The sequence below is a fragment of the Paractinoplanes globisporus DSM 43857 genome (genome assembly GCF_000379645.1).
Taxonomy (GTDB): Bacteria; Actinomycetota; Actinomycetes; order Mycobacteriales; family Micromonosporaceae; genus Actinoplanes; species Actinoplanes globisporus.
On record NZ_KB903294.1, the window covers coordinates 853,044 to 879,837 of the forward strand.

30 protein-coding genes are annotated in these 26,794 nt (G+C 71.7%); 15 read left to right on the forward strand and 15 right to left on the reverse strand.

Translation table 11 applies throughout. From position 1 onward, the window contains the following. Positions 1-6: 6 nt before the first annotated feature. Entirely contained in the window at positions 7-1,362 is a 1,356-nt protein-coding gene (locus A3CQ_RS0103790; protein ID WP_040431287.1) for a M1 family metallopeptidase, read from the reverse strand. Beyond that, positions 1,359-5,180, reverse strand: a complete 3,822-nt coding sequence (locus A3CQ_RS0103795) for a Pls/PosA family non-ribosomal peptide synthetase (protein WP_051115162.1) — start codon at positions 5,178-5,180, stop codon at positions 1,359-1,361. The genes A3CQ_RS0103790 and A3CQ_RS0103795 overlap by 4 nt, the downstream gene beginning before the upstream one ends. Before the next feature lie 256 nt (positions 5,181-5,436). On the opposite strand from A3CQ_RS0103795, the gene A3CQ_RS0103800 reads away from it, so the two are divergent. From A3CQ_RS0103800 to A3CQ_RS0103815, 4 genes are all read left to right on the forward strand, one after another. Continuing rightward, positions 5,437-5,736, forward strand: coding sequence for a hypothetical protein (locus A3CQ_RS0103800; protein ID WP_020509584.1), 300 nt, complete (start codon positions 5,437-5,439; stop codon positions 5,734-5,736). 93 nt (positions 5,737-5,829) lie between these two features. Next, complete coding sequence (locus A3CQ_RS0103805) at positions 5,830-6,177, forward strand: ArsR/SmtB family transcription factor (protein WP_020509585.1); 348 nt, start codon at positions 5,830-5,832, stop codon at positions 6,175-6,177. A 96-nt stretch (positions 6,178-6,273) separates the two neighbouring features. After that, positions 6,274-7,218 (forward strand): hypothetical protein, encoded by a 945-nt coding sequence (locus A3CQ_RS0103810; protein ID WP_020509586.1) that lies wholly within the window; start codon positions 6,274-6,276, stop codon positions 7,216-7,218. A gap of 72 nt (positions 7,219-7,290) precedes the next feature. After that, a complete protein-coding gene (locus tag A3CQ_RS0103815; RefSeq protein ID WP_020509587.1) occupies positions 7,291-8,082 on the forward strand; it encodes an SAM-dependent methyltransferase in 792 nt (263 codons plus the stop codon). Here the strand turns inward: A3CQ_RS0103815 and A3CQ_RS0103820 are convergent. After that, the gene (locus A3CQ_RS0103820; RefSeq protein ID WP_040431289.1) at positions 8,055-8,762 is read right to left on the reverse strand and encodes a SprT-like domain-containing protein; all 708 of its coding nucleotides are present in this window, start codon (positions 8,760-8,762) and stop codon (positions 8,055-8,057) included. The two genes, A3CQ_RS0103815 and A3CQ_RS0103820, sit on opposite strands and share 28 nt — an antisense overlap. 56 nt (positions 8,763-8,818) lie before the next feature. Further along, positions 8,819-9,526 carry an SDR family NAD(P)-dependent oxidoreductase gene (locus A3CQ_RS0103825; protein ID WP_020509589.1) on the reverse strand — a complete coding sequence of 236 codons (708 nt, stop codon included), beginning with the start codon at positions 9,524-9,526 and terminating at the stop codon, positions 8,819-8,821. A gap of 53 nt (positions 9,527-9,579) precedes the next feature. Between A3CQ_RS0103825 and A3CQ_RS0103830 the strand changes: the two genes are divergently transcribed. From A3CQ_RS0103830 to A3CQ_RS0103845, 4 genes are all read left to right on the forward strand, one after another. Then, positions 9,580-10,164, forward strand: a complete 585-nt coding sequence (locus A3CQ_RS0103830; protein WP_020509590.1) for a TetR/AcrR family transcriptional regulator — start codon at positions 9,580-9,582, stop codon at positions 10,162-10,164. Between the two features lie 64 nt (positions 10,165-10,228). Further along, on the forward strand, positions 10,229-11,251 hold the full coding sequence (locus A3CQ_RS0103835) for a LacI family DNA-binding transcriptional regulator (protein ID WP_020509591.1): 1,023 nt from the start codon (positions 10,229-10,231) through the stop codon (positions 11,249-11,251). 12 nt (positions 11,252-11,263) lie between these two features. Further along, complete coding sequence (locus A3CQ_RS0103840) at positions 11,264-12,391, forward strand: outer membrane protein assembly factor BamB family protein (RefSeq protein WP_026205259.1); 1,128 nt, start codon at positions 11,264-11,266, stop codon at positions 12,389-12,391. A gap of 32 nt (positions 12,392-12,423) precedes the next feature. Then, positions 12,424-13,683 (forward strand): sensor histidine kinase, encoded by a 1,260-nt coding sequence (locus A3CQ_RS0103845; RefSeq protein ID WP_026205260.1) that lies wholly within the window; start codon positions 12,424-12,426, stop codon positions 13,681-13,683. Positions 13,684-13,705: 22 nt separating this feature from the next. On the opposite strand, the gene A3CQ_RS51370 is transcribed toward A3CQ_RS0103845, so the two are convergent. Both A3CQ_RS51370 and A3CQ_RS0103855 read right to left on the reverse strand, forming a co-directional pair. Then, positions 13,706-13,978 carry a hypothetical protein gene (locus A3CQ_RS51370; protein ID WP_020509593.1) on the reverse strand — a complete coding sequence of 91 codons (273 nt, stop codon included), beginning with the start codon at positions 13,976-13,978 and terminating at the stop codon, positions 13,706-13,708. Positions 13,979-14,093: 115 nt separating this feature from the next. Beyond that, on the reverse strand, positions 14,094-14,660 hold the full coding sequence (locus A3CQ_RS0103855) for a hypothetical protein (protein ID WP_020509594.1): 567 nt from the start codon (positions 14,658-14,660) through the stop codon (positions 14,094-14,096). Between the two features lie 180 nt (positions 14,661-14,840). Here A3CQ_RS0103855 and A3CQ_RS0103860 point away from each other — a divergent pair, with 180 nt between their 5' ends. Further along, positions 14,841-15,284: a VOC family protein gene (locus A3CQ_RS0103860; protein WP_020509595.1), complete on the forward strand. Its 444-nt coding sequence runs from the start codon at positions 14,841-14,843 to the stop codon at positions 15,282-15,284. Here A3CQ_RS0103860 and A3CQ_RS0103865 read toward each other — a convergent pair. From A3CQ_RS0103865 to A3CQ_RS0103875, 3 genes are read right to left on the reverse strand one after another with little or no spacing between them, the layout of a single operon-like run. Next, a complete protein-coding gene (locus A3CQ_RS0103865) occupies positions 15,277-15,717 on the reverse strand; it encodes a hypothetical protein (RefSeq protein ID WP_157295258.1) in 441 nt (146 codons plus the stop codon). The genes A3CQ_RS0103860 and A3CQ_RS0103865 overlap by 8 nt on opposite strands. A 14-nt stretch (positions 15,718-15,731) precedes the next feature. Continuing rightward, on the reverse strand, positions 15,732-16,505 hold the full coding sequence (locus tag A3CQ_RS57025; RefSeq protein ID WP_020509597.1) for a class I SAM-dependent methyltransferase: 774 nt from the start codon (positions 16,503-16,505) through the stop codon (positions 15,732-15,734). Between the two features lie 8 nt (positions 16,506-16,513). Next, positions 16,514-17,425, reverse strand: a complete 912-nt coding sequence (locus A3CQ_RS0103875) for a fructosamine kinase family protein (protein ID WP_020509598.1) — start codon at positions 17,423-17,425, stop codon at positions 16,514-16,516. Between the two features lie 44 nt (positions 17,426-17,469). Between A3CQ_RS0103875 and A3CQ_RS0103880 the strand changes: the two genes are divergently transcribed. Next, a complete protein-coding gene (locus A3CQ_RS0103880; protein ID WP_020509599.1) occupies positions 17,470-17,877 on the forward strand; it encodes a (R)-mandelonitrile lyase in 408 nt (135 codons plus the stop codon). Between the two features lie 114 nt (positions 17,878-17,991). Here the strand turns inward: A3CQ_RS0103880 and A3CQ_RS0103885 are convergent, their stop codons facing one another. After that, complete coding sequence (locus A3CQ_RS0103885; protein ID WP_245576985.1) at positions 17,992-18,279, reverse strand: hypothetical protein; 288 nt, start codon at positions 18,277-18,279, stop codon at positions 17,992-17,994. A 52-nt stretch (positions 18,280-18,331) separates the two neighbouring features. Here A3CQ_RS0103885 and A3CQ_RS0103890 point away from each other — a divergent pair, with 52 nt between their 5' ends. After that, entirely contained in the window at positions 18,332-18,634 is a 303-nt protein-coding gene (locus A3CQ_RS0103890; RefSeq protein ID WP_040431291.1) for a hypothetical protein, read from the forward strand. Positions 18,635-18,642: 8 nt separating this feature from the next. On the opposite strand, the gene A3CQ_RS0103895 is transcribed toward A3CQ_RS0103890, so the two are convergent. The 3 genes from A3CQ_RS0103895 to A3CQ_RS0103905 form a co-directional block, all read right to left on the reverse strand. Further along, positions 18,643-19,359 (reverse strand): polyamine aminopropyltransferase, encoded by a 717-nt coding sequence (locus A3CQ_RS0103895; protein ID WP_020509602.1) that lies wholly within the window; start codon positions 19,357-19,359, stop codon positions 18,643-18,645. A gap of 42 nt (positions 19,360-19,401) precedes the next feature. After that, positions 19,402-20,436 carry a glycoside hydrolase family 6 protein gene (locus tag A3CQ_RS0103900; RefSeq protein ID WP_020509603.1) on the reverse strand — a complete coding sequence of 345 codons (1,035 nt, stop codon included), beginning with the start codon at positions 20,434-20,436 and terminating at the stop codon, positions 19,402-19,404. Positions 20,437-20,749: 313 nt separating this feature from the next. Continuing rightward, on the reverse strand, positions 20,750-21,328 hold the full coding sequence (locus tag A3CQ_RS0103905; RefSeq protein WP_020509604.1) for a TIGR03086 family metal-binding protein: 579 nt from the start codon (positions 21,326-21,328) through the stop codon (positions 20,750-20,752). A 99-nt stretch (positions 21,329-21,427) separates the two neighbouring features. Between A3CQ_RS0103905 and A3CQ_RS0103910 the strand changes: the two genes are divergently transcribed. Then, the gene (locus A3CQ_RS0103910; RefSeq protein WP_020509605.1) at positions 21,428-22,078 is read left to right on the forward strand and encodes a TetR/AcrR family transcriptional regulator; all 651 of its coding nucleotides are present in this window, start codon (positions 21,428-21,430) and stop codon (positions 22,076-22,078) included. Between the two features lie 3 nt (positions 22,079-22,081). Here A3CQ_RS0103910 and A3CQ_RS0103915 read toward each other — a convergent pair whose 3' ends face one another. Further along, a complete protein-coding gene (locus tag A3CQ_RS0103915; protein ID WP_020509606.1) occupies positions 22,082-22,735 on the reverse strand; it encodes a GntR family transcriptional regulator in 654 nt (217 codons plus the stop codon). Positions 22,736-23,074: 339 nt separating this feature from the next. Here A3CQ_RS0103915 and A3CQ_RS0103920 point away from each other — a divergent pair, with 339 nt between their 5' ends. Together A3CQ_RS0103920 and A3CQ_RS51380 are read left to right on the forward strand one after the other, a co-directional pair. Beyond that, entirely contained in the window at positions 23,075-24,112 is a 1,038-nt protein-coding gene (locus A3CQ_RS0103920) for an ABC transporter substrate-binding protein (RefSeq protein ID WP_026205264.1), read from the forward strand. A gap of 78 nt (positions 24,113-24,190) precedes the next feature. After that, positions 24,191-24,991, forward strand: a complete 801-nt coding sequence (locus A3CQ_RS51380) for a class I SAM-dependent methyltransferase (RefSeq protein ID WP_020509608.1) — start codon at positions 24,191-24,193, stop codon at positions 24,989-24,991. Positions 24,992-24,995: 4 nt separating this feature from the next. On the opposite strand, the gene A3CQ_RS57030 is transcribed toward A3CQ_RS51380, so the two are convergent. Next, positions 24,996-25,781, reverse strand: coding sequence for a class I SAM-dependent methyltransferase (locus A3CQ_RS57030; protein WP_020509609.1), 786 nt, complete (start codon positions 25,779-25,781; stop codon positions 24,996-24,998). A gap of 74 nt (positions 25,782-25,855) precedes the next feature. Between A3CQ_RS57030 and A3CQ_RS0103935 the strand changes: the two genes are divergently transcribed. Next, positions 25,856-26,698, forward strand: coding sequence for an AraC family transcriptional regulator (locus A3CQ_RS0103935; protein ID WP_020509610.1), 843 nt, complete (start codon positions 25,856-25,858; stop codon positions 26,696-26,698). The last annotated feature ends 96 nt before the right edge of the window (positions 26,699-26,794 follow it).

Here is a 26,794-nt window from a genome sequence, read left to right on the forward strand (position 1 = left end):
GGTGCCTCAGGAGAAGAGCGGCAGCGGCGGCAACGGCCGTCGATCGAGCCACGCCGCGAACAGGTCGTCCAGCGGCCGGGCGGTGAAGCGCTGGGCGTGCTCCCGGAACTGGTCGGTCGTCACGGTCTGATACTGGTGCTCGGCGACCCACGATCGCAGGAGTGCGAAGAACACGTCGTCGCCGACCCTCGTGCGCAGGGCGTGCAGCGTCAGCGCGCCGCGCTTGTAGACCAGCGGGTCGAACATCCGATGGACGCCCGGGTTGGCGACGACGATGTCGGCCGGCCGGGCCGCGAGCCGCGCGTGCCACTGGGTCGCGAGGACGTCCGCCGACGGGCCGCCCGAGGCCGCGGACCACAGCCATTCCGCGTACGTGGCAAAGCCCTCGTTGAGCCAGATGTGCCGCCAGTCCGCGACCGTCAGGCTGTTGCCGAACCACTGGTGGGCCAGCTCGTGCGCGACCAGCCGCTCGTGGGTGCGCAGCCCGTCGAGATGGTTGCGCCCGAAGATCGCCATGCCCTGGGCCTCGATCGGGTCGTCCAGGTCGTCGTCGGCGACCACCACGACGTACTCGCGGAACGGGTACGGCCCGAACAGACCCTCCAGGGCCGCCATGATCTCGCCGTGCCGGGCGAAATCGTGCCGGAAGACGGCCCGCAGCCGGGGCGGGATCGCGGCCCGCTGCCTCACCCGCCGGGCGCCCGTACCAGGGGCCAGGTCGACCGTCTCGTACCGGCCGATCTGGACGCTCATGAGGTACGCGGCGGTGGGCTCGGTCCGCTCGTACACCCAGGTGGTGTTGCCGGCCCCGCGGCGCCGGGAGACGAGATCGCCGGTGACCAGCACCGTGTACGGCGACGCCGCGGTGAGCGTCACCAGGTAGGTGGCCTTGTCGTCGGGCCGGTCGTTGCACGGGAACCAGGACGGCGCCCCGTTCGGCTGGCTCGCGACGAGCACCCCGTCGGTCAGCTCGTCCCAGCCGATGTCGCCCCACCGGCCGGAGATGGGCACCGGTGTCCCGGCGTACCGTATTTCGATCTTGAAGGCCGAGCCGTACGCGACCGGCCGCTCCGGCTTGATCTGGAGCTTGCCGGCCCGATGCGTGAACTTCGCGGGCTGGCCGTCCACCCGGACGCTCTGGACCCGGAATCGGCCGAGGTCGAGGCTGAACCGGGACAGCGACTGGACGGCCCGCGCCGTGACGACCGCCTTGCCGGCCAGCCGGTTGGTCGTGATGCGGTAGTCGAGGTCCAGGTCGTAGTGCAGGACGCGGTACCCACCGTTGCCGTGCGCGGGCAGGTACGTGTCGTTCGAGTAGTCGGCACCGGGTGTGGCGCCGAGCGGCCCCACCCCCGGAGTCATGTCCAGTTCGCGATCGGGTTACCGAGCCATCGGCTGTCCTCGGGCACGACGTCACCGCGGGTGACCAGCGACCCGGGCCCGACGGTGGTGCGGGCGCCGATGCTCACTCCGGGGAGCACGATGCCGTGCGGGCCGAGCGTGGCGCCCGCGCCCAGAGTCACCTCGTCCATGCTCATGATTCGATCATGAAACAGGTGGGTCTGCACCACGCAGCCCCGGTTGACGGTGGCGCCCGGCCCGAGCCGCACCAGGTCGTACTCCGGCAGCCAGAAGGTCTCCAGCCAGGCACCGCGGCCGATCTTCGCGCCGAGCGTGCGCAGCCACATGCTCAGCAGGGGCGTGCCGGTGGCGAAGCGGAACAGCCATGGCGCGGCGAGCACCTCGACGAACGTGTCGGCGAGCTCGTTGCGCCAGACGAACGACGTCCACAGCGCCCGCTCGGTGACCCGGAACCGGCCCACCAGCAGCCACTTCGCGGCCGTCGCGACGAGCGCGGCGGCGATCGCCGCGACCAGCAGCACCGGCCCGGCGACGAGCGCGGCCGCCCAGCCGCCGGCGACCTCCCAGACCCGGGCGAGCGTGCCGAGGACGAGGACGGCCAGCGCGGCGGCCAGCATCACCGGGACGATCCGGCACAGCTCGATCGCGGCCCGGGCCAGCTTGAGCCGCAGCGGCGGGTGGTACGTGCGGCTGGTGTCGCCGGCCTCGACGGCGCGGCGCAGCGGCATCGGCGGCGAGCCGAGCCACGACGAGCCCTTCTTCGCCTTGCGCGGCGCCGACGAGAGCACGCCCACCAGGCCCCGTTTGGGCACCGACCGGCCGGGGGCCGCCATGCCGGAGTTGCCGAGGAAGGCCTGCTTGCCGATCCGGGCCGGGGCCACCCGCAGCCAGCCGTGGCTCAGCTCGTACGTGGCGACCATCGTGTCGTCGGCCAGGAACGCGCCGTCGGCGACCGTCGTCATCGCCGGCAGCGCGAGCACGGTGGAGGCCTCTACGTCGCGGCCGACCTTGGCGCCCAGCAGCCGCAGCCAGACTGGCGTGAACAGGCTGGCGTACATCGGGAAGAGGGCGAACCGGGCCATCCCCATCAGGCGCTCGGTCGTCCACACCTGCCACGCCACTCTCCCCCGTACGGGATGGAAACCGGCCTTGAGGCCGACGCCGAGCAGGCGGACCGCCCCCAGAACGAGCAGGGCGTACGTCACGAAGTAGGCGACGGCCGCGGCCGGCACCAGGAAAACCGAGACGGTCAGCAGCTTGAGGGCCGGAAGCGCCGCGACCACCGGCAGGACGCCGAGCAGCTGGGCGGTCAGGCTGTACCAGGCCACCCAGATCCGGGACCGTTGCTCGGGACGCTGCGCCGGCCAATCGGCCGCGCCCTTGGCCGCGGGCACCGCCGGCGAGCCCGCCCAGCGCTGGTTCGCCGGCACCGCGCCGGAGACGGTCGACCCGGCGGCGATCTTCGCGCCCTTGCCGATCCGGGCGCCGGGCATCAGCGTGCTGCGGGAACCGACCCGGCTGCCCGCGCCGATCCGCACCTTGCCGATCCGGACGACGTCGCCGTCGACCCAGTAGCCGGACAGGTCGACCTCGGGCTCGATCGCCACGCCGCGGCCCAGCTTCAGCAGGCCGGTGACCGGCGGCGCCGAGTGCAGGTCGACGTCCTTGCCGACCTGCGCGCCGAGTGCCCGCGCGTACGTGATCATCCAGCCCGCCCCGGCGACGCCGGTCGCGCCGGTCAGCTCGGCCAGCCGCTCGGCCGCCCACAGCCGCAGGTGGACCTGGCCGCCACGCGGGTAGTCGCCCGGGCCCACGCCGCGAAGCAGCAACCGCGCTCCGGCCGCCGCCACCCCGATCCGCCCGGGCGAGCTGAACAGCAGCACCCAGGCGGCCGCGATCCACCACCAGGAGACCTGCGGCGCCCAGGGGATCAGAACGTTGCCCAGGGCGGCGAGGACGGTGATCCAGCGCAGCCCGACGAGCGCGAGCATCGGCAGCATCAGGACGGCCTGGAACAGCCCGGTCCGCAGCGGGGTGGGCCGGACCTCGCGGCGGACCGTCGCCGTCGTGTCCAGCGCGTCGAGCACGGCCGCCATCTCCGACAGCCGGGGGTTCTGGTAGACGCCGGCCACCGACACCTGCGGGTGCGTCTGCCGGATCCAGGCCACCAGCTGGGCCGCGTTGAGGCTGCTGCCACCGCTGCTGAAGAAATCGGCGTCCGCCGCGGCCGGGCGTACGCCCAGAATCTGCTCCCAGCCGCCGGCGAGCCACTCCTGCGTGGCGGTCAGCTCGGCGTTGTTCTCGCCGCCGGTGGCCAGGGGCCACGGCAGCGCCGCCCGGTCCACCTTCCCGGACGTACGCGTGGGAAGCGCCTCGACCTCGGCCAGCAGCGGGACGAGCGCGGCCGGAAGCTGCTCGCGGATGCGCAGCGCGGCGGCGGCGGCATCGAAGCCCTCGCGCGGCACGACGTAGCCCACCAGCAGCTGGTTGCCGGCCGCGGTCCGCTTCACCGCGGCGGCCGCGCCGGCCACGTCGGGCAGCGCCTGCAGCGCGGCGTCGACCTCGCCCAGCTCGATCCGGCGCCCGCCGAGTTTCACCTGCTCGTCGCCGCGGCCCAGGAACAGCAGCCCCTCCGGCTCCGCGCGGACGATGTCGCCACTGCGGTACGCGCGCTGCCAGCCGAGGGAGGTCAGCGGCGCGAACTTCTCGGCGTCCTTCGCGGCGTCGAGGTACCGGGCCAGGCCGACGCCGCCGATGACCAGCTCGCCGGTCTCCCCCATCGCGACCGGCTCGCCGGCCGGGTCGATCACCGCGAGCTCCCAGCCGGCCAGCGGCAGGCCGATACGCACCGGTCCGTCGCCGGTCATCCGCGCGGCGCAGGCGACCACGGTCGCCTCGGTCGGGCCGTAGGTGTTCCAGACCTCGCGTCCCTCGACGGCCAGCCGTTCCGCGAGCTCCGGCGGGCAGGCCTCACCACCAAAGATCAGCAGGCGTACGTCGTCGAGCGCCTCGGCCGGCCACAGCGCGGCGAGGGTCGGCACCGTGGACACGACGGTGATGCGCTGCTCGACCAGCCACGGGCCGAGATCGACGCCGCTGCGCACGAGCGAGCGCGCGGCCGGCACCAGGCAGGCGCCGTGCCGCCACGCGAGCCACATCTCCTCGCAGGAGGCGTCGAAGGCGACCGACAGGCCGGCCAGGACGCGGTCGCTCGGTTGGACTCCGGTGTCACCCGCGTCCTTCGTGTCACCGGCGTCATCGGCTTCGCCGGCCAGGAACAGCTGCGCCTCGGCGTCGACGAAAGCGGCGGCGGCGCCGTGCGACACGGCCACGCCCTTCGGCGTACCGGTGGATCCGGACGTGAAGATGATCCAGGCGTCGTCGGCCGGCTCCGGCCGTCCGGGACGGCCGGAGGGGGTACCACGCAGCGTCACGCTCAGGCCGTCGCCGATGACCGCGCACACGTCGGCCTCGCCGAAGACCAGCTCGGCGCGCTCCTCGGGGTCGTCCGCGTCGACCGGGACGTACGCCGCGCCGGCCGCCAGCACGCCGAGGATCGCCAGGTACAGGTCCGCCGTGCCGGAGGAGACCCGGACCCCGACCCGGTCGCCGACGCCGATCCCGTGCTCGCTCAGCCGTGAGCGCAGCGCCTCGACCTGGTCGGCCAGCTCGCGATAGGTCAGCGTGGTGGCCCCGGTGTCGATCGCGCGGCTCGTCGCGTGGTCTCGGACCGTCGCGTCGAGGATGTCGACCAGCGTGCGGCGGACCGGTGCGGACGAGGAGCGGAACAGTGCCGGTGCCGCCGGCTCCTCCGCCATCTCGGCAAGATCGATCAGTCGCAGTTCGGTCGTCACGGCAGTCGTCACGGTCACCGGGCGTGCACCATTCCTCACTCACGAGTCAAGTCGGCCAGGCGCGTGACACTCAGCCGCCCGGGGCAGCGTTCAAAGTTACGGGAAGGAAACAGAGGATGACGGCCGTATGTCGAATTCGTGTCCACTGACACACCGGTCGGGTCGGTCACACACCCGGGCCGAATTGCTGCAGAATTTACTAAATGAAGGATTTAGCAATGTGACCAGGCCGCTCGACGACGTGCTGCGTCGCACCGCGGCCGCGACCGCCGCCTACCAGGTGCCCGAGCGGACGATCGAGCTGGCCGCGTCGGCGCTGCTGGGCGTCCCGGACGGGCCACGCCTGCGTCTCGAGGTACGCGCCCTGCGCGACGCCGCCCTGCTCGTGGCGGAGGCGCACCGGAGGGACTGCGCCGAGTCCGTGTGCACGACGTGCGAGGCGATCCGCTACAACCTCGCCGTGGCGCTCGCCACCGTCCGCTCGGAGACGCACCCCGGACTGGACGAGCGCCCCGGCTGAACCCGCGGCGCGGCGCCGTCCGTGTAGCCTTGGGAGTCGCCGCGCAGGTCAGACCGGGATTGACCGCGTTGGCCGATCATGCTGGGAGCGCTCGTGTCCGTGCCGTTGTACCAGGCAAAGGCCGAGATGTTCCGCACGCTCGGGCATCCGGTTCGCATCCGGGTCCTGGAGTTGCTCCAGCCCGGGCCGATGCCGGTTCGCGACCTCCTCGCCGAGATCGACATCGAGCCGTCCAACCTGTCGCAGCAGCTCGCCGTGCTGCGCCGGGCCGGCATCGTGGTCTCGTTCCGCGACGGCGGCGCGGTCATGTACGCGCTGAGCACACCGGCCGTGCTCGACCTGCTCGCCGCCGGCCGGCGCATTCTCGGCGAGATCCTCACCGACCGCGACGGGCTCCTGGCCGAACTGCAGGACCGGGCCACCGGCGCCGAGCTCCCGTAGCGGAGACGCCGCTGACCGCACCGCGGGCCCGGCCGTAGTTGAAGAGTTTTGCAATTGGTAATATCGACGCCTCCGCACCCACGCTCCGGGGGACCGATGAGCCAATTCGACCTCGGCGCGCCGCGAGACCGGCGCGTCACGATCCCGCTGGCCCGTGCGGGCGACCCGGCCCCGGGCAATCCCGACGACGTCGACCGGTACACCGGTCGCCGGCACCGGGTCGCGCTGGTCAGCGATGCCAGCGGCCTGCGCGCGGGCGCCGAGGCGGCGACCGCGCTGGCGGGCATGGAGCCGGTGGCCGCCTTCCTCAACCACCACAGCGGCCTGGAGATCGCGCTCCTGCCCGTCGACACCAGGCAGGCCGCCCTCGAGGACACGGTCGCCGCGCTCACGCCCGGCTTCGCCGCGGTCTGTCTGCACCACACCAGCACGGCGCGCGCCGACGCCGTACGCGACCGGCTGGATCGCCTGCGGCCCGTCCTGCCGGTTCTCGAGACCGGCGACGACTCCGCCGCGGTCACCGTGATCGCCGCGCTGCTCAACGCCGTACGGCAGACGCATGTCCCGCTGTCGGCCAGCCGGGTCCTCGTCATCGACGCGCACACCGTTCCGGAGATCGCGGCCCTGCTGACCGCGACCGGCGTCCGCGACCTCACCTTCGCCGACAGCCGCCTCACGGTGGACGCGACGCCCGGCGAGGTTCCCGTCCGATACGACGTGCTGATCGACCTGTCGGTCGCCGACAGCGTCCCGCCGCAATGGGTCGACGACCGCGATCCACCGCACATCAACCTGACGATGAACGGCCGTGACGACGACACCGCGACCGGCCCGGCCCGGCCGAACCGGCTGCACCCCCTGCTCGCGCTGCCGGGCCTGCTCAGCGTCTCCGTCCACCGGCGGATGACCATCGACATAGGTCACCGGCTCGCCGCCGCGCACGCGCTCGCCCGCCTGGCCGGGCCGGGCCGGCTGCTCCCGGACCCGCTCGACCCCCGCCTCACCGCCACCGTCTACGCCGCGGTCACCGCGCTTCAGTAACGGGGACGGCTGGGAGCACAGTGGACGGTACGATCCATCCGCCGTGGTCGTGACCCGACGGAAGGCGGATCGATGAGCGACTCCGATTCTGACCTGCAAGCCCGGCTCAACTCCGAGCAGCCGCACAGCGCCCGCATCTGGAACTACTGGCTCGGCGGTACGGACAACTACCCCGCCGACCGCGCGGTCGGCGACCAGGTCAAGCAGGTGTACCCCGACGTGGTGCGGGTCGCGCGGGCCTCGCGGGAGTTCCTCGGCCGGGTCGTGACCTTCCTGACCGGCGAGGCCGGCGTCCGCCAGTTCCTCGACCTCGGCACCGGCCTGCCCAGCGCCGGAAACACCCACCAGGTCGCCCAGGCCGTCGCGCCCGAGACCAGGGTGGTGTACGTCGACAACGACCCGCTGGTGCTCGTCCACGCCCGCGCCTTGCTGGCCGGCTCGGGCGTCACCGACTATGTCGACGCCGACGTGCACGACCCCGCGCGCATCGTCGACGCGGCGGCGAAGACGCTGGACCTCACCCGCCCGGTGGCCCTGATGATGCTGGGCATCCTCGGCAACGTCGCCGACACCGACGTCCCGGGCCCGGCCGAGATAGTCGCGCGGTTCCTCGCCGCCGTGCCGTCCGGCAGCTACCTGGTGGTGAACGACAGCGTCGTGACCGAGGCGACGGCCGAGGCGGTGCGGACCGCGCGTTCCGGCGGCGCCGACTACCACCTGCGTACGGTCGAGCAAATGAATGGCTTTTTCACGGGCCTCGATCTGGTCGAGCCGGGCGTCGTGCCGACCCCGCTCTGGCGGCCCGGCCCGGGCGCCACCCCGGAGGCTCTCAGCGTCTACTGCGGGGTCGGGCGCAAACCGTGAGGCTGCGGCGTCACGGCCGTGAACGCCACGCTGAGCAGTCCGGCCCGGGTCTCGACCTGGTAGCGGGTTCGCCCCCGCTTCACGACCGTGCCGGCCAGTCCCGCGTATTTGCCCGTGCCCGTCAGCCGGACTCGTTCACCGACCTGCACCGGCACCACCACGGGCTTCGTCGCGGACCGACCGGCCCGGATGCGCGCCAGCTCGGCCTCGTACCGGGGGTCCATCGAGGCCGGCTCGCCGCGATGTGACCACGTGTAGATCGCGGACGGATCGAACCCGGCGGAGCAGCCGCGGCACGACTTGACGCGTACCGGGCGGCGATGTGCCGTCGTGCGGTGACCGGCCGGGCAGACACCCTCCCACGGCCCGTCGACGCTGGGCGCGTCCGCCCGGATGCACCTCTCCCCCGAGCAGCCGATCCGCCGCGCGACGGCCCGCCAGACCCGATCGTGCCCGTGCCGCGGCCCGGCCAGCGCATGGGCGATCTCGTGCAGCACCGTGTCGGTGACCTGCTCGATCTCGTAGAGAGCGATCAACGGGCGGGACAGCCCGATCTCCTTGCGGTCGAAGCGGCACACTCCGGCCCGGGTCTTGGCGTTGTCGAACACCAGGCGCCACCCGGTCAGCCCGTGCCGGGCCATGAGGCCGGAGGCGAGGTGCCTCGCTTCTGTCAGATCCAACCCCGCCGCTCCCCGTCGACTCGCCTCGGCCGGGCAATCCTGCCACGCCGGGCGCCTCAGGCCACGGGGTAGACGGCCTCCGGCGGTCGTGTCTGGTGATGCATGGTCCAGAGCAGGTCGGCGAGGTCGGCCGGATCGACCGACGGGATGTCGGGTACCGGGTCGCCGGCCGCCCGCGCCGACTCCATCCGGGCGTGGAAGGGCGTGTTCTCGATGGCGGCGCCGATGTAGAGGCCGCCGACGTAGACTCCCTGGCCGGCCACCGCGGCGTGCAATGCCTGCAGGAGGTTGCGCTGGGCGGCGAGGGCGACGCCACCGGCGATGTCCGGGTTACCCCACCGGGCGCTGGCGCCCTGGGCACTCAGGATCGCTCCGTCACCCTTGGCGATCATCGCGGGCAGCATTTCCCGTACGAGGGAGAGCAGCGCGTGCACACTGAGCGGCATGAGCTCGTCCACCCGCTCGGGCGTCAGCTCCAGCACCGGCACGAAGCCGTTGGCGGCGGCGCCGTAGTACAGCGCGTCGGGGTCGCCGACTGCGGTCCGGATGCGCTCGGCCAGCGCCGGGATGGCGGCGGTGTCGGCGAGGTCGGCGGCGATCGCATGCGCCCGCGCGCCCTCCCTCGTCAGTTGCTCGGCGAGCCGGTCGAGCGGCTCCTGACGGCGGGCCACGATCGCGACGGCGTAACCCTCGCGGGCGTAGCGGTGGGCGACGGCCTGGCCGAGACCCGGCCCCGCCCCGAGGACGGCGATGGACTTCGTCATAACCTGACCCTAGGGTTAACTTAACTGCCGGGTCAAGTTGGTACGGTGACGAGGTGGATACCGAGGTGACCGTGGTCGGGCCGCCGTTGCGCGCCGATGCGGCCCGCAACGTGGCCCAGATCCGCGCCGCTGCCATCGCGGCCTTCCGGGGCCGCGGGCTGAGCACCCCGCTGGAGGAGATCGCGGCGGCGGCCGGGGTCAGCAAGGCCACGATCTACAACCGCTTCGGCGGGCGCGACGGCCTCATCGACGCCGTGATCGGCGAGCTGGTCGCCGCCGAGATGCACACCATCATGGGCCGGGCGCGGGCCGTCGACGACCCGTGGCAAGCCATCGCGACGTACGTCGGCGACCGGCGCGACCTGCAGTATCGCGAGCCCGCCTTCACCGACGCGCTGCTGATGACGTACCCGAACTCGGCCCAGCTCGTCGCCCTGGCCAACGCCGCCACCGACACCACCGTGCATCTGCTCCGGCGAGGCCACGACGCGGGCGTCCTCCGCCCCGGCTTCACCGCCGCCGACCTGTACTACGCCGACATCGCCAACGGCCTGGCGCTCCGCGCGCTGGGCCCGCAACCGCGCGAGGACTACGACCGCCGTACCCGCTTCTTCCTCGACAGCCTCGGCCGGCAGTGAGCCGGTCTTTCGAAAAATTGCGCAATGTTGCGATACTCGGGTCAGCTCCGCAGGAGGGATCACCGTGGGTAAGGACGCATCGGAACGGCGGGCGACGCTGGCCGCGGTGGCGCGCGAGGCGGGCGTTTCCGTGCCCACGGTCTCGAAGGTCGTCAACGGCCGCACCGACGTCGCGCCGGAGACCCGGACCCGGATCGGGGTGCTGCTCGCCCAGCACGGGTACGTCGCGCGCGGACCGGGCGGCAGCCAGCCGGTGGCGCGTACGGTCGACCTCGTCTTCGACGCCATGGAGACGCCGAACAACCTCGAGATCATCCGCGGCGCGATCGAGGCCGCCTCGGCCGAGCAGGTGGACGTCGTCGTCGGGCTCGTCCCGGAAGACCCGCTCGGCGCCGGCTGGGCCCGGCGGACCGCGAACGCGCACCGCGAGGGCGTCGTGCTGGTGACCTCGACCGTGACCTCGCAGCAGTGGCGTCACTTCTCCGACCAGGACATCCCGATCGTCACCATCGACCCGGTGAACATCCCGTCCCCGGAGATCCCGAGCGTGGGCGCCACGAACTTCAACGGCGGCATGGAGGCCACCGCCCATCTGATCGGGCTCGGGCACCGCCGGATCGGCTTCGTGGAGGGGCCGCCCGAGGCGATGGTCAGCATCGCCCGCCTGCACGGCTACCACGCCGCCCTGTCGCGGGCCGGGCAGGCGCTGGAGCCCGAGCTGATCCGGCCCGGCCCGTTCACCTTCGACGCGGGCTTCACGGCCGCCGCCGAGCTGCTATCACTCACGGAACGGCCCACCGCCCTGTTCGCCGCCAACGACGCGCAGGCGCTGGGCGCGATCGAGGCGGCCCGGACACTGGGCCTGCGAGTGCCGGAGGACGTCAGCGTGGTCGGCTTCGATGACATGACCGCGTCGCGGTGGTCGGCGCCGCCGCTGACGACCGTGCGGCAGCCGCTCGCCGAGATGGGCCGGGTGGCGATGCAGCGGCTGTTGCGGCTGGTCGCCGGCGAGCAGTTGACCTCGCCGCGCATCGAGCTGGCCACGCAACTGGTCATCCGGAAGTCGACCGCTCCGCCCGCGGCCTAGCCGAGGTCCGGCGTGACGATCGTCGACCTGGACATCGCTCCGGAGGCGGGCCGGCGGCCGCGCCGGGCGATGCCGTCCCGATCGGTGGCGCTGTTCCTGGTCGGGCTGCTCACGCTGTTCCTCGTCAACGGGTCGGTCCGGCCGTCCCCGCCGTTCGGCGGCGTGCTCTGGTCCGCCCCGTACGACCGCGACGACGACACCATGACACTCACTCCGGCGTCGCTCTACCTGTTCCACCACGATGCCGGGGTGCCGGCGCTGAAGGCGTACGACCTGGCCTCCGGCGCGTTGCGATGGTCGGTGCCGGCGCCCGACGTCCTCGCTCAGGCCCCGTCGGTGGCCGGCGGGGTGATCGTGGCGCCGGACGACTTCGAGAGGTACTTCAACCGCCCCGATCTGCTCCTTGCCCGGACCACCCGCACAATCGCCCGGGATGTGCACACCGGCCTGGCGCTGTGGCGGGCGGCGGGCGCCCCGGAGGACGTCACCGATCAATCCGTGCTGCTGGTCGACGCCGGCGCGGGCGGTGCCGACCAGCTGCGCAACGTCAGCCTGCGGGACGGCCGCACACTATGGAGCCGCCCGGTCCCGGGCCTGGCGAGTCTGGTCGTGGTGGGTGATGCGGTGGTCACGGCCGCGGCGAACGGGCGGCTCACCGTCCTGCGACACGTCGACGGTGCGGTCACGCGTACGGGAAAAGTGCCTTGGTCGGAGGGCACCCGGCTCTCGGCCGCCGCCGGGCGATTGATCGTCACCCGGCAGGACGCGACCGGCCAGACGAGTACGGTGTACCGGCCCGACACGCTCGCCGGCCTGTGGCAGGCCGACGGACCGCTCACCGACTGCCGGCCGGTGCTGTGCGGTGTGGATCCGGGCGGCCTGATCGGGTACGACCCGGACACGGGCGCGCGGCGCTGGCAGGCGAGCGCCATGACGGTCGCCCAGCCGGTCGGCGACGACCGGATCGTCGCCTCGTCGGAGCTGACCGGCGCGTTTCGGCTGCTCGACCCCGCGACCGGCCGGCGGGTCGGCACGGCCGGCGATCGGTATCTGCTGGGCGCCTTGATCGGGTGCCGCAGCGTTCCGGGATACCTGGTCTGTGTGCAGAACGCGAGGATTACCGTCACCGCCGTCCGATGATTCCGCCCAGGTCGGCGCGGGATGATGGTGCCATGAGGTTCGGGCACCGGATGCGGGCCGGCTTGAGCGCGATCGCGGACAGTGTGTTCGTGACCGGCCTGGCCCTGCTCAACGTGCCGGTTCTCGCCGTGTGGCTGGCCGGGTTGGTGTTGTGCCCGGTGCCGGTGCTCGGCACGGACGTCCTCACCGTGGCCGCCCGGGTGGTGCGGTGGCGGGCCAACCTCGAGCGGACGCTGAGCACGCGCGCCGGCGTCCCGATCCGGCGGCCCTATCATCCGGCGCCGGACAGCCACGAACTCGGCACCCGGCGCTGGCTGAGATGGATCATCACCGACTCGGCGACCTGGCGTGACATGGCCTGGCTGCTGCCGGGCGCTTTTGTCGCGGCGTCGCTCGGGTTGCTGGTCCTCGCGCTGGCCGCGTACGGCCTGGTCGGCGTGGTTCTGCTGCCGTTGTGGCTCTTCCTCGGCGGGGCATGGTTCGGGTACGGCCTGTTCTGGCCCACGGCGAATCTCGGCGAGGCGTGGCTGGCCCTCCCGCAGGGAGCGGTCCTGCTCCTCGTCGCGCTGGCCGTGGGGCCGCTGCTGCGCACGACCTGCTTCCGGTTCGAGCGGCTCTTCCTGGCGCCGACGGCGGCCGCGGAACTGCGACTGCGGGTCGCCCACCTCACCGTGAGCAGGTCCGACGCGATCGACGTCCAGGCGGCGGAACTGCGCCGGATCGAGCGCGATCTGCACGACGGCGCCCAGGCCCGGATGGTCTCGGTGGGGATGACGATCGGGCTGGCCGAGCGCCTCGTCCGCCGGGATCCGTCGGCGGCGCTCAAGCTGCTGGCCGAGGCGCGCGCGTCGAGTGCCATCGCGCTGGTCGAGCTGCGCGACCTGGTCCGCGGCATCCACCCGCCGGTGCTCGCCGAGCGCGGTCTCGAGGGTGCCGTCCGGGCGTTGGCGATGACCCTGCCGGTGCGTACGGCGGTCGTCTCGCATCTCCCGGGCCGGCCGGACACACCGGTCGAGTCGGCCGTCTACTTCGCGGTCGCCGAGGCGCTGGCCAACATGGGGCGGCACAGCAAGGCCGGTTCGGCTTCGGTGACCCTCCGGTACGTGGACGGGCTCCTCATCGCCGAGGTCGGCGACGACGGGGTCGGGGGCGCCGACGCGGCGCGGGGCACGGGCCTGCACGGGATCGAACGGCGGCTCGGGGCCTTCGACGGAACGATGACGATCTCCTCGCCGCGGGGTGGACCTACGGTCGTGAAGATGGAGTTGCCGTGCCCGTTGTCGTCGCGGTGACGGTCAGCGCTGCCGCCGCCGATCACTCATTTGCCGCCTCGCTTGCCGCCTCTGTTGCTACCTCGCCTGCCGCTTTGCCCGCGGGCTCGTCTGCCGCTTCGCCGGCCGCCGCCTCGGCTGCCGGCTGCTCGCTTGCCGCGGCCAGCCATTGGGGATCGAGCCGCAACGTGGCCAGCAGACCGCCGTGCCGCGTGGTGTCGACCTCGGCGGGCAATTGCCGGTCGACGAACTCCGCTCGCCGGCTTTCTCCGCGCCGGCGAAGTTCGGCGATGATGAGCTGCTTCGAGATGATCACTTGACCCCGTCTGTCTCGTGCGTGTTCGTGCGGATAAGAGCCCGACCGCGGCGAATCGCTGAACCAGTCGATCCGCCGCGGTCGGAAGTTGCGAGCAGGGCCGGCGCCCTGCCGGTCACAGCAGAACGCTGACCCGCCGTAGCGCTGGGGTGATCAGTTCTTCGACCAGGCCGCGATGGCCGGCCGCGGTCTCCCCACCGGTGTCGGCGACAACCACCAGCACACGGCCCACCCGGGCCGCCACGACGTACGTTTCCCGGGTGCTGGTCTCGCCACTACGCTCGACGTCTTCGCGCAGCAGCAATAACACCGAATCCGGGCCCGCCACCCGAGTGGCGAGGATATTCCAGCGTACGCCCCGGCCGTCCACACCGCGAGAAGCCTCGATGGCGCGGCGCAGGTCGCGCAGATAACGGTGCGCGCCGTTGGACTCATAGATCGCGACGTATTGCACCACGACGGTCGTGGTCCCATTCCATCCCACCACCGCCGACACGGCACGCTCGCGAAGGCAGAGGAACGAACTGGGGTACGCCTCCTCGGCGCCTGGCTGCGGAGGTCGCAGCCGCGCCCAACTGTCATCCTCCACCGTGGCCGCCGCGCCGCCGGTCAGGTCGACCGGCTGAAGCATCGCCCTGTCGGGAATGTTCTCCGGAACGTCGGATCCGAGGTTGGCGGCCACATTTCCCACCCTCCCCGCGAAATGGCATCCCTGCGGCTCGAAAAATCGGAAATCCCGCGGGCGAGGGAAATTCGGCCGTACGCGCATCGGGCGCGCGCGGCGTCGGTGGAAATCAATCCGGAATCCTGACAGTATCACGCAATTGCTGATCGAAACCGTCCGCGGCCGGGGAGGAATTCGGTGTCTGTCCGCTTTCAGCTGGTCATCGACTGTGCCGACCCGGACCGCCTGGCCCGGTTCTGGGCCGCGGCGCTGGGCTACGAGTTGGCACCGCCCCCGGCCGGTTTCGCCAGCTGGAACGACTTCTATCGCGACCTGGGGCTGCCCGAGGAGGAACTGATCGACGGCGCCGACCGGATCAGCGACCCGGACGGTCACGGCCCCACCATCTGGTTCCATGTCGTCCCGGAGGCAAAGATCGTCAAGAACCGGCTGCACCTCGACCTCCACGCGAGCGGCGACCGGGCGGACCCGATCGAGACCCGCCGGAGCCGCGTCGACGCGGAGGCCGCTCGACTGGCCGGGCTGGGCGCCACCATCACCGGCGCTTTGGACGAGGAGGGGCTCGACCACTACGCGGTGGGGATGAGGGATCCGGAAGGCAACGAGTTCGACATCAACTGACCGTGTTCGGTCCGATGGTCAGAGCGACGATCCGTTCCCGCAGCCGCCGGATGTGTTTCCGCGTCCGGTCGCACCAGCCGGCCACATAATGGTTGATACCGACGTCGAGCCGCTCGTACGACCCGTCCGACGAGTCACACTTCTCATGCGGCAGTCGCATTTCCCGCCCCAGGTCCGGATCGGTGGCCAGCCGCCGTATCTCGTCGAACGCCGCACCGGTGAGCCGCCCGCTCCGCGGCGGCCACACCTTCAACCCGTCGATCTTGTCCGTCCGATTCCAGGTCCAGGCCCCGTCCGGCGCGATCGTCCATTCCTGCGAGGTCCCCTCGAACCCGCCGCCGCTGGTCATACCAATCGCGGGCAGCGCCGACCCGGACCCGCCGCACCCGGCGCACCCCACCAAGAGAAGCAGAACGACCAGAAGAACCCGCATGGCCGTTCCGACGATCAGACGCCCCCGCCGGTTCCGGTGCGGCTCAGCGTGGCGAGGTATCCCGGGATGACGACGGTCATGTCGCCCGTCGCGAAGACCTCTGCCAGCGTTTCCCGGCACCAGTCGCGGGCCTCTTCGGCGCTGCAGGCTCCGCGCGTGATGGCAGTGTCGACGTTGATGCCGCTGACCGTGTACCGCAGGTAGTCGTCGAACGTCGTCGGCAGCCTGAGCTCGATGTCGGCGTAGTCCAGCAGGCGCAGGCCGCAGCGGGCGAGGGGCAGTTCGCGCGGGTCGAGCGGCCGCCAGCCCGCGGGCCACGGGAACCGCCGCTCGAATGCGGCGAACCAGTCCGCCAGCGCGTCGCCGTCCGTCGAACGCCGGCCCTCGGAGAAGTCGTACAGCAGGAATCTCCCGCCGGGGGCCAGGACCCGAGCTATCTCTGACAGCGCCGGCGTGAGGTCGGCGTAGTTCAGCGAGCCCGCCGCCGTGACCAGATCGAACATTCCCGCCCCGAACGGCAGCCGCTCGGCCACGCCGACGACGAACCGGGCCTGCGGCGCGACGGTCCCACAATGCGCGAGCATGGCCGGGACGGCCTCCAGACCGATCACCCGCTGGGCAAGCGGTGCCAGCGCGGCGGTGGACAGACCCGCTCCACACCCGACGTCGAGGGCCCGATCGGCGCGGCGCCCGAGGCGGGCCGATCCCAGAATCTGCTGATGCACCGGCGGCCGGTCGAACGCATACGCCGCCGCCAGCCGCTCGCTGTCGTAGACGCTCGTCACCACGCCTCGGGTCAGTTTCGCGTTCGGAACGGGGCGAGGGTGGCACGGATCTGGTCGGCCGCGCCCCAGTCGTCGTCGAACTGGGCCAGCACGGCGAGGTGTTGACGCAGCTGGACGAGCGGCATGCGGGCGCGCCAGTCGCGGTCGAGGCCGGTCAGCTCCGCGTAGATCTCGAAGAACGGCTCTGCCTCGGGCGGGGGCGCGGTGGACCACAGATGGGCAAGGTCGACCTCGGCCCACATGTAGGACACCGCCGGATCGATCAGCGCGGGCTGCCCGTCCGCAGTGGCCAGAACGTTCTGAGCCCACAGGTCGCCGTGCGTCAGGCAGGCCGGGCGGTCGGGCAGCAACTCGGGCAGACGGTGGCACAGCCGCTCCAGCGCCGCCCGGTCGTCGGCATCCAGCGCGGCGTCGACGCGGGGCTCCCCCAGCCAGCGGAGCAGCCGGTGCCGCGCGAAGAAGGCGAAGCCGTCGTCGTCCCAGGTATTGATCTGGCGGCGGCTGCCCAGCCAGTTGTCGCGATGCCAGCCGAAGCGAGGATGGGTCGTGCTCGTGTGCAGGCGGGCGAGCGCGTGGGCGAACCGCTCCCAGAAGCTCTCACTGGGCGGCCGCGGGCTCAGCACCGACAGGGCCAGCAGTTCCCGGTTGGCCAGGATCACCTCGGGTGTCGCCACGCCGCCCTGTTCGCGCAGGGTGGCCAGCCCCTCGGCCTCGGCCACGAAGACGTCGTCGTCGGGGGCGTCGGCGAAGGCCTTGACGAACACGGGCGGCGCGTCCCGGCGGGTCGCAATCCCCGCAAGCGCCGCGAGCCCGCCCGACGCCGGCTCCACGGTGACGACGTCGAGCATCCCGGCCCGGAGCAGACACCGCAGCAGGAACGAGGTCGAGTCGCCGCGCGTGACGCTGGACGAAGCTGTCGTCACTGGGCCAATGTACCTGCTGCGGCCTCCGAGGAAAGGAACTGGACATGGAACTGCTGCCAGTGCAGCCGACGGTCAAGGCACCCGCGTCCCGGTTCACCGGTGACGTCTACCTGACCCCCATCTACAACGGGACCGGGCCGTCGCGGATGACCGTCGCGCTCGTGCGCTTCACCCCGGGCGCCCACACCAACTGGCACTCGCACGCCGTGGGTCAGACCCTGCACGTCACCGAGGGCGTCGGCCTGGTCGGCACCCGCGACGGCACGGTGCTGCGCATCCACGCCGGCGAGACCGTGCTCTGCCCGCCCGGCGAGGACCACTGGCACGGCGCCGGAGCCGGCACGTTCATGAGCCACCTCGCCATGCTGGAGGCCCTTCCCGACGGCGGTGACCCGACCACCTGGCTCGAGCCCGTCCCCGGCGAGCTCTACCAGAAGGCCAATCAGGGGTGACGCAGTTCGTGCCGGCCGGTGGGGTCGGTGTACCAGCCCTGCGCGGTGCGATCGGATGGCGGCGGTTCGCTGCGTGGGGGCTGGTCGACGGCGGCCGCCGAGAGCTGGCCTTGATCAGAAGGGCGGCGCGTCCTCGCCGAGCAGCGCCAGCACGACGCCGCCCTTTCCGCTCTTGAGGCTCTGGACCACGACCTTGCCGGTGCTGCCGTCGGGCAGCTCCAACGTGAAGGTCTTTCCGACCGCGTTCTTGGGGCCGCTGCCTTCGCTGTTGGCGGGCCGGAAGTCACCCGCCCACGGCGGGTTTCCGCCCTTACGGGCCGGCTCGGCGAAGAGCGCGGCGGTACCAGGGGTCCTGGTGCCGTCGGACGAGACAAGCACTGAGGCGCTGCGATAGGTAGGCATTAGCGGTAAGACTAACCCCGACCGCGTTGCGAGTGGTTGATTAGATGAGCCAGTGAATTCGTGGGAAGCAATTCTGCTTGTGATCGCCACGATCGGGTCGGTGGCGGCGGCCGCCGGGGCGTGGGTTCAGGAGCGGCGCAGCTCGGCCACCCAGCTGGCGGCCCTGCAGCGGAAACTTGACCTGGTGATGGACCACCTCGGCATCGCCAACCCCGACGAGCAGGATGTCGTACGGCATCTGGAGGGCGGCCGGACGATCGAGGCTGTCCGCGCCTACCGCAGGCAGACCGGCGCGAGCCTGCTCGAGGCCAAGCAGGCGGTGGACCGTATCGCCGCCCGGCGCGCCGAGCTCTGAGCGCGGGTCTATCCGGCCGTCGCGACGTAGACGGTGTTGGCCGAGGTGCCGCCGGTCAGCGGGTTGGCGAAGGTCACCACGTGGGCGGTCGCGGCGACGAAACACTGCCGGAGGACGCCCAGAAAAGCCTCGTCGGGGGCGTCGTCGGACCACAGTCCGAAGGCCCCGCCCGGGCGCAGGCGGCCGCCGAGCCGGCGCAGTCCGGCCGGGGTGTAGAGGTCGGCGTGGGTGGGGTCCAGAACATTGACCGGTGAGTGGTCGATGTCGACCAGGATGGCGTCGAAGCGGCGGTCCGGTGCGGCCGGGTCGAAACCCGTGCCGTCGCGCAGCAGCGCGAAGAAATCGCCCTCCACCAGGGCGGCGCGGGGGTCGGCGGTAAGCGTGCGGGCCTGCGGGAGCAGCTCACGGCGATGCCAGTCGATCACCGGCGCCAGCGCCTCGACCACGATCAGGGACCGGACCCGGGTGTCGGCGAGCGCGGCGCGGGCGGTGTAGCCGAGGCCGAGACCGCCGACGACGACGTCCAGCGGCGCGTTCGGCAGGGCGGCCAGGGTGAGCCGGGCCAGTTCCTCCTCGGCGACCGTGAACAGGCTGGACATCAGGTACTCGTCGCCGAGCTTGACCTCGTACACCTCAATTTTTGTGGTTGGTTCGAGGCGCCGCCGCAAACTGATCTCGCCGATGCGGGTGGGGGCCCAATCCAGTTCGGTGAGTCGCGGGTGCATTTGCCGAGGATAGTCCGTCGGCAACGGGAGGTGATCGCGCTACTACTTCCCGGCGATCAGGCGTTGGGCGAGTGCCGGGCTGAAGACGCCGGCCCTGATGGTGGGCGCGATGCCGCATTGGCCGTCGGAGTTGCCGGGATTGGCGATCCACAGTTCGAGGGCGGCCGGATTCGCCGTGGAGTGCCGGCCCAATTTGCGGCCGCGGGGATTGCACCATTGCCCGTTGCCGCCGTTGCCGTTGCGGCTGGTGTCGATGACGTACGCGGCCGGCCGGTGCAGGGCGGCCTCGATTCGCTCCGCGTACCGGCGGGATTCGGTCGTGCCGATGTAGTTGGAGACGTTCACGGCGAAGCCGCGGGCCCGGGCCACACCGGCCGAGAGAAGCCGCTTGGCCATGGTCGCGGGACTGATCCAGTCGGCGTGACCGGCGTCAATGTAGGTCCACGTATTCGGCGCTTTTTCGGCGAGCATCCGAGTGGCGGTGTTGAGCAGCCGGAGCCGGGTGGCGATCTGCGCCTTGCTCATGCAACTGAAATCGCCGAGCGCGTCAGGCTCGAGGATCACCAGTGCCGGCCGTACGCCGATCGCCGTCGCGAATGCGGAAACCCACTTCTGGTAGTTCGCCGGGTCGCTCGCCCCGCCTGCGGATTCCGCGCCACAGGCGTCGCGGCCGGGCAGGTTGTAGGCGACGAGGACCGGCAACTGGCCGGCGGCCTCGGCGGATCGGGTGTAGTTGGCGACCGCGGCGCCCACGTCGGCGTCGCTGGTGCCGGTGAACCAGTGCGCCATCGGCTGGCTGCCGATGGCGGCCCGGACCGTGGCCGCCCGCTTGTCCTCGGGATGCGCGGCGACCCAGCGGGCGGCGGGCAGTTGCGGGTCGGTGAAGAGCCCGCGGGTCCGGCTCAACGGGCTGGTGCCCGCCGGCGGCGCGACATCGGCTTCGGCTTCGGCGGGGGTTTGCGCAGCTCCGGTCTCGGGTCTGGCGGCCGTCGACGCCGTGTCGGCCGACAGCACCGACACGGCGACCGCGGCAATGACGGCGGCAACCGTCGTCAGCGCCGTGGTCCGTCTCGTCACGCTCTGCCTCACAGCGATACGGCGGTGGAAGTCGACCATTGACTTCGGCCGCCCGCCGCCGGACGTGAGGAAGTCAGGCGACCCAGAAGTCAGGCCTTCCAGCGGTCAGGCCGTCCAGCGGTCAGGCCTTCCAGCGGTCAGGCCTTCCAGCGGTCAGGCCGTCCAGCGGTCAGGCCTTCCAGCGGTCAGGCCGTCCAGAAGTCAGGCCTTCTAGTGGTCAGGCGGCCCAGAAGTCAGGCGGTTCAGTGGTCAAGCCGTCCAGAAGTCAGGCCATTCAGTGGTCAGGCCGTCCAGAGGTCAGGCGGTCCAGAGGTCAGGCGGTCCAGTGCGGGTCGCGGCCGAGGTAGCGGAGGAGTTCCGCCGCGGAACCGTCTGTCTCGTGGGACTCCAGCGCCGCGGCGTACACGCCGTACTGGCGCAGCGGCTCGACGATCGCCCGGGCCACGGGCAGCAGCTGTGCGGCGAGGTCGTCGTCGAGCGGGGACGGCCGACCAGCCGCGACCGCGACGTCCCAGGCGTGGACGGCGGCGTCGAGCGCTGCGGCACCGGCCGCCGTGGCGGTGGGCAGGGTGCCGTGCGGCAGCGGGGTCGGCGTCGTGCCGGCCCGGTCGAGGGTGGCGAAGGCAGCGGCCGACGCGGTGAGGGAGGGCTCGACCAGCTCGGCCGGGGTGCCGGTCAGACTCCCCGACGGGGTGAAGGGATTTTCCGTCGGACCGCCCGTCCCGGTGATCGCCGAGACGTAGGCGAGCTGGTCGCCCGCCGCGTGCTGCAGGACCTGGGTGACGTTCCACTCGGCGCAGGGAGTGGCCCGGCCGAGGTCGGCGACGGTCAACGCCGCCGTCGTGTCGCGCAGTGCCGTGTGGGCGCGGTCCAGGATCGTCCAGGTGGTCATCGTCTCTCCTCGGGAAGCGATCGCGGAACGGAATGTTTTGTTCCGCTACCTAAGACAGTAGCGGAACGTTCCGTTCCGCACAAGTGTTAGCGTGATGCCATGACAGATCCGGGCGAACGGACCGTCCTCGACGGGCGGCGGGCGCAGGCCGCCCGGAACGACGACGCGATCCTCGCCGCCGCGCGAACGGTCTTCATCGCGGAGCCACATGCCCCCGTCGGCGACGTCGCACGGGCGGCGGGCGTCGGGATCAGCGCGCTGTACCGGCGTTATCCCAGCAAGGAAGCCCTGCTGGCGACGCTCTGCCTCGACGGGCTGCGCCGGTTCGTCGCCATCGCCCGCCGGGCGTGCGAGGTGACCGACCCGTGGGAGGGTTTCGTCGAGTTCATGCGCGGCATCGTCGACGCCGACGTCCACTCCCTCACCGTTCATCTCGCCGGTCGGTTCACGCCCACGCCGGAGCACCGCGGTCTCGCCGTGGAGGCGGGCGCGCTCGCGGATCGAGTCCTGCACCGCGCCCAGCAGAGCGGCGCCGTTCGCGGCGGCCTCGGGAGCACCGACCTGCCCATGATCTACGAGCAACTCGCCGCGATCCGTCTCGGCGATACCGGCCAGATCCGCGAGCTACGCCGGCGCTACCTCGACGTGCACCTCGCCGGCCTGCGGCCCGGGGCGGCCTCGTACGGCCCGCTGACCGGCACCGCCCCTACCCCGGCCGACCTCGGCGCCCGCTGGACCCGTACGGCCTGATCGTCACCGCTTGGCGCGGGACAGCGTGGCTTCGACCTGGCTCAGGTGGCCGCGCATGGCAGTCTCGGCGGCGTCGGGGTCACGGTCGGCGATCGCGTCCACGATGGCGGTGTGCTCGGCGTAGGAGTGAGCGGCGCGACCGGCCACCAGGATGGTGCGGAACTGGAACCGCACCAGCTGGGCCCGCAGGCCGGCGATCAGGCGGGCCGCGGTCTCGTGCCGGGCCGCCTCGATGATGGCGGCGTGCAGCTCGGCGTTGTGCTCGGAGTAGCCGAGCAGGTCGCCCTCCTCGAGCCGGCGGCCCATGCCGGCGACGATCCGGCGCAGGCGGTCGATCTCCCGGGCGGTGGCGCGGACGGCCGCCTGGCGGGCGGCGAGCGCCTCGAGCATGGCGCGGACCTGAAGGATCTCCGCCGCCTCCGCGTCCGTGACGACCCGGACCCGGGCACCGCGGTGCGGGGTAAGGGTCACGATGCCGTCCTGGCCGAGGCGCACCAGGGCGGTACGCACGATGGCCCGGCTGACCTTCAGGCGCTCCGCGAGGTCGGCCTCGACCAGTCGCTCGTTCGGAAGAAGTTCGCCGGTGAAGATCTTCGCGTGGAGCCGGTCGTAGGCATCGTCGACGGCCCGCGTCGGCCGCGGGCTGGACGACGTCACGAACGTTCCATTCCTCTCGGACTGCGGCCAGGGCAAATCGCGGTGGGCGTCGGCCACCGCGAACAGAAGATCCTCAGAAATCCGGTGCAAAGCATTGCCCCCGGCCTATGTGGCTGTCAACCACCATTTGACCTGCGTCGATGTCCACATCGGAGCTGACAAGATCCGTTACGCGGACCGATTTGCGGAGAATGACCGTCATGACAGGCGATCCGCACTGCCCTACGATCTCGTCCGAACACCGGCCGGAACGCAACGGGGTTCATCGACTGGCGTACGCGCAGGTCGGACCAAAAGCCACTTCCGCCGCTGGACGGCCGGAATCTCAGGAGGCCATGGATGATCAGACGCTCTCGTGCGCTGGCGGCGGCACTGCTGGTCGCAGTGCTCGTGACCGCGGGCGCTTGCTCGGGGTCGGGCTCGGACAAGGACGACAGCACCACGAAGGCCGGTGCGAATGGTGCCGAGGTCAAGAAGGTCACGTACTTGACCGGGTTCGGCGCGGTGGGCCGGGACGCCTTCGCCTGGGTGGCGAAGGAGAAGGGCTACTTCCAGGAGGCCGGCCTGGACGTCGACATCCAGAAGGGCGCCGGCAACACCCAGAACCTGACACTGATCAAGTCGGGCCAGGCGCAGTTCGCCGCCATGGACTTCTCGGGCGGCGAGGTGCTGTCCGGCCTCGGCAAGTTCACCGACTGGCGCGCGGTCGCGGCCGTCCACCAGCAGACCCTGGTTTCGATCATGACGACCAAGGACACGGGCATCACCAAGCCCAGCGACCTGGCCGGCAAGAAGATCGCCACGGCCACCGGCTCGGTCAGCGAGCTGCTCTTCCCGGCGTACGCCAAGCTCGCCGGTGTTGATCCTAAGACGGTGACCATGCAGGGTGCTCAGACCACCGCGCTCAACGGCCTGATGGCGCAGCGCAAGGTGGACGCCCTGAGCACGTTCCTGCTCAGCAAGAAGGCGCTCGAGACGGCCTCCAAGAAGGAGGTCGTGGTCATGCCGTACAGCGACTACCTCGGTGACCTGTTCGGCAACGTGATCGTCGCGCGCGAGGAGCTCATCAACTCCGACAAGGACGAGGTCAAGAAGTTCGTCGGCGCGATCCTGAAGGGCCTTCAGTACAGCCTGGATCACCCGGACGAGGCGGCCGCCATCCTCAACAAGGCCGAGCCGACCGCCAAGATCCCGGCCGCGGTTGCCGAGATCAACGCGATGAAGCCGTACACGTCCCCGCCGAACGGCGCCCCGCTCGGCTACCTGGACCACGAGCGAGTGGTCCGCAGCATCGCCATCCTGCAGGGCAACGGGCTGATGCCGGCCGGTCTGACCCCCGACAAGGTCGCCGACTTCAGCTTCGTCGCACCGAGCTGACCGTTGCGCGGGGCGGGTGGCGGCCCGTCCCGCGAACAGGCAATGTCCTGAAACCGACCGACTCCTGGTAAGGCCACGATGACGAACTACGCGCTCGACAACGCGAGCGCTCACGGCGCCGCGCATCTGAGCGGACTGACCGGGTTGTTCGACGAGTTCACGTGCGCGCGGATCGCCGAATCCAGCCGGCTGCACGGCGCCCGCGCGCTGGAGATCGGCGCCGGCAACGGCAGCGTCGCGCGGTGGCTGGCCGACCAGGTCGGCCCGGACGGCTCGGTGATCGCCGTGGACATCGACGTCTCGCACATCCCGCCACACGAACGGCTCACCGTTTCGCAGCTCGATCTGCTCGAGGAACCGCTGCCGGACGGGCCCTTCGACATCATCCACGGCCGATGCGTCATGACCCACCTCCCCAATCGGGCCACGCTCCTGCCGGCACTGTGCGAGCGGCTGGCGCCGGGCGGAACGATCATCGTCGAGGATTTCGATCCGTTCGGGGTCGACCGGGCCGCGCACCTGCTGCAGGCGCCGGCCGCGCCCGCCGGCGTGGCCGAGTTGTGGCATCGATACGTCCACTTGCGCCAAGAGCTTTTCCACGAGTCCGGTACGGCGAGCAGGTTCATCACGCGGATACCGCAGTTGCTGCTGGAGGCCGGCTTCGGCGACGTGCAGGCGACCACCTGGTGCCGGTCGTGGCGGGGCGGCGAGCCGGGCTCCTGGCACGCCCGCGCCACGCTCGAACAGTTCCGGCCGCGGCTGGTCGAGCGCGGTTTCCCGGACGATGCCGTGGACGTCCTCGTACGGGCGCTGGAGGACCCGGACTTCTACTCCGCCGGCCGTCCGCTGTGCTCGGTCAGCGGCCGGGCACCGTCCTGACTCTTCAGGCCCGCTCGGCCAGATAGCAGCGGAAGACCAGGCCCATGCGCACGGTCCCGCCGGGCCGTGTTCGCGGCGCGAAGAAGGACCGCAGCGCCGCCTCGACGGCCGCGCGGCCGGAATGCCGGACCGCCGCGGTGACCGGGCCGGCCGGCAGTTGGGCGGCGACCGCGTCGTCAACGCTCGCGAAGTCGACATCGAACGCGATGTCGGCCACCGTCACGGATGCGAACCCGGCATCGAGCAGCGCTCCGCGGGCCGCGTCCGCGTCGGCGAGATCGAGCTTGCCGAGGTCGGGCACGTCGTTCCGGCGCGCGAGTGGATTGATCAGCGCCGCGCTCTCGGCCTGCTCGGGACCGGCGCCGACCGTCACGACCGCGCGGCCCGGACCGGCGGTCACCCGCGCGATCTCGGCCAGCGCCCGGCGCGGGTCGTCGGCGTACAGGACGGAGTTGAAGGCGGTGACGACGTCGAAGGCGCCGTCGGCGAACGGCATGCGCTCGAGGTCGTCGACGACGTAGCCGGCCGCCGGGCGACGACGGCGCGCGTACTCGATGAGTCCCGGCGCCACGTCCAGCCCGATGACGTCCGCGCCGCGCTGGGCGGCGAGGTCGGCGAACATCCCCGATCCGCAGCCGGCGTCGAGGAGCCGCGTCCCGGGCCGGAGCTGAAGGCGGTCGAGTGTCCGCTCGTACAGCGGCCGGATGCGGCCCTCGGCGGCCTCCGCCCAGCCTCGCGGATCGCTGCTCCAGAGGTCGGCCTGAACGTTGGACCTAGGTGGTGGTGTCATGGTCGAACGGTATGGCCGGGCCCGCCGCGCTCTCTTGAACAAACCGGGCGTCCTCCCCTGACATAGTGGATCGCATGACCGTCTCCGCGCGTTCCGCCGGCGGGCAGAGCTACGTCGAGCGTCCGCCCGTCCCGGGGCTGCGAGGGCTCGCGTCATCGGTCTGGGTTCAGCAGGTCGGCCGGGACGCCGCGCCGTACGTCCACCGGCGCATCCCCCACGGCGGCGCCGAGCTCGTCTGCCGGGTCGGGTCGATGCCCCAGATGATCGGGCCGCTCACCGGGCCGGTGGTCGAGGTGGTCGAGCCGGGCACCACCGTGGTCGGCATGCGCTTCGTGCCGGGCGCCTTCCCGGCGGTCACGGGACAGCCGGCATCGGAGATGGTCGGGCTCGCGATCGGCGCCGACGAGTTGTGGGGCTCGTCGGCCGCCGCGCTCGGCGAGGCGGTCGGCACGGCGGCGTCGCTCCGGGAGGCCCTCGCCGCCATGCAACGCCACGTGTGCCTGCACGCCGGCGCGCTCCCGGACCCGCTCGTGTCCGAGGCGGTGCGCGGGCTCATGCCGTGGCGCCGGGCCGAGGTGGCGCCGCTGAGCACGTCTCTGCACATCTCCGAGACGCAGCTGCGGCGTCGCTGCCGTACGGCCGTCGGGCTCGCGCCGAAGGTGCTGCAGCGGATGCTGCGCTTCCAGGGCTTCCTCGCGCTCGTCCAGCAGGCGATCGCCCACGGACGGGCGCCCACGGACGACGGGCTTGCGGGGCTGGCGATCCGTACCGGCTATGCGGACCAGTCCCACCTCACGCGCGAGTGCGTCCGCCTCACCGGCGTCCCGCCGCGGGTGTTCCTCGCCGAGACGCAGCGGGCCTGCACGTGCGAGCACGATCACGCGGCGTCGTTCGCGCCCATGCTGCGCGCCGGGTAGCCCGGCAAACCTGACAATTGTCAGCCGTTCCGCTGACTCCGCTCACTGGGTCGATGCCGTACGGGCAACGAGGCTTGTCGATGACAAGAAGCTCAG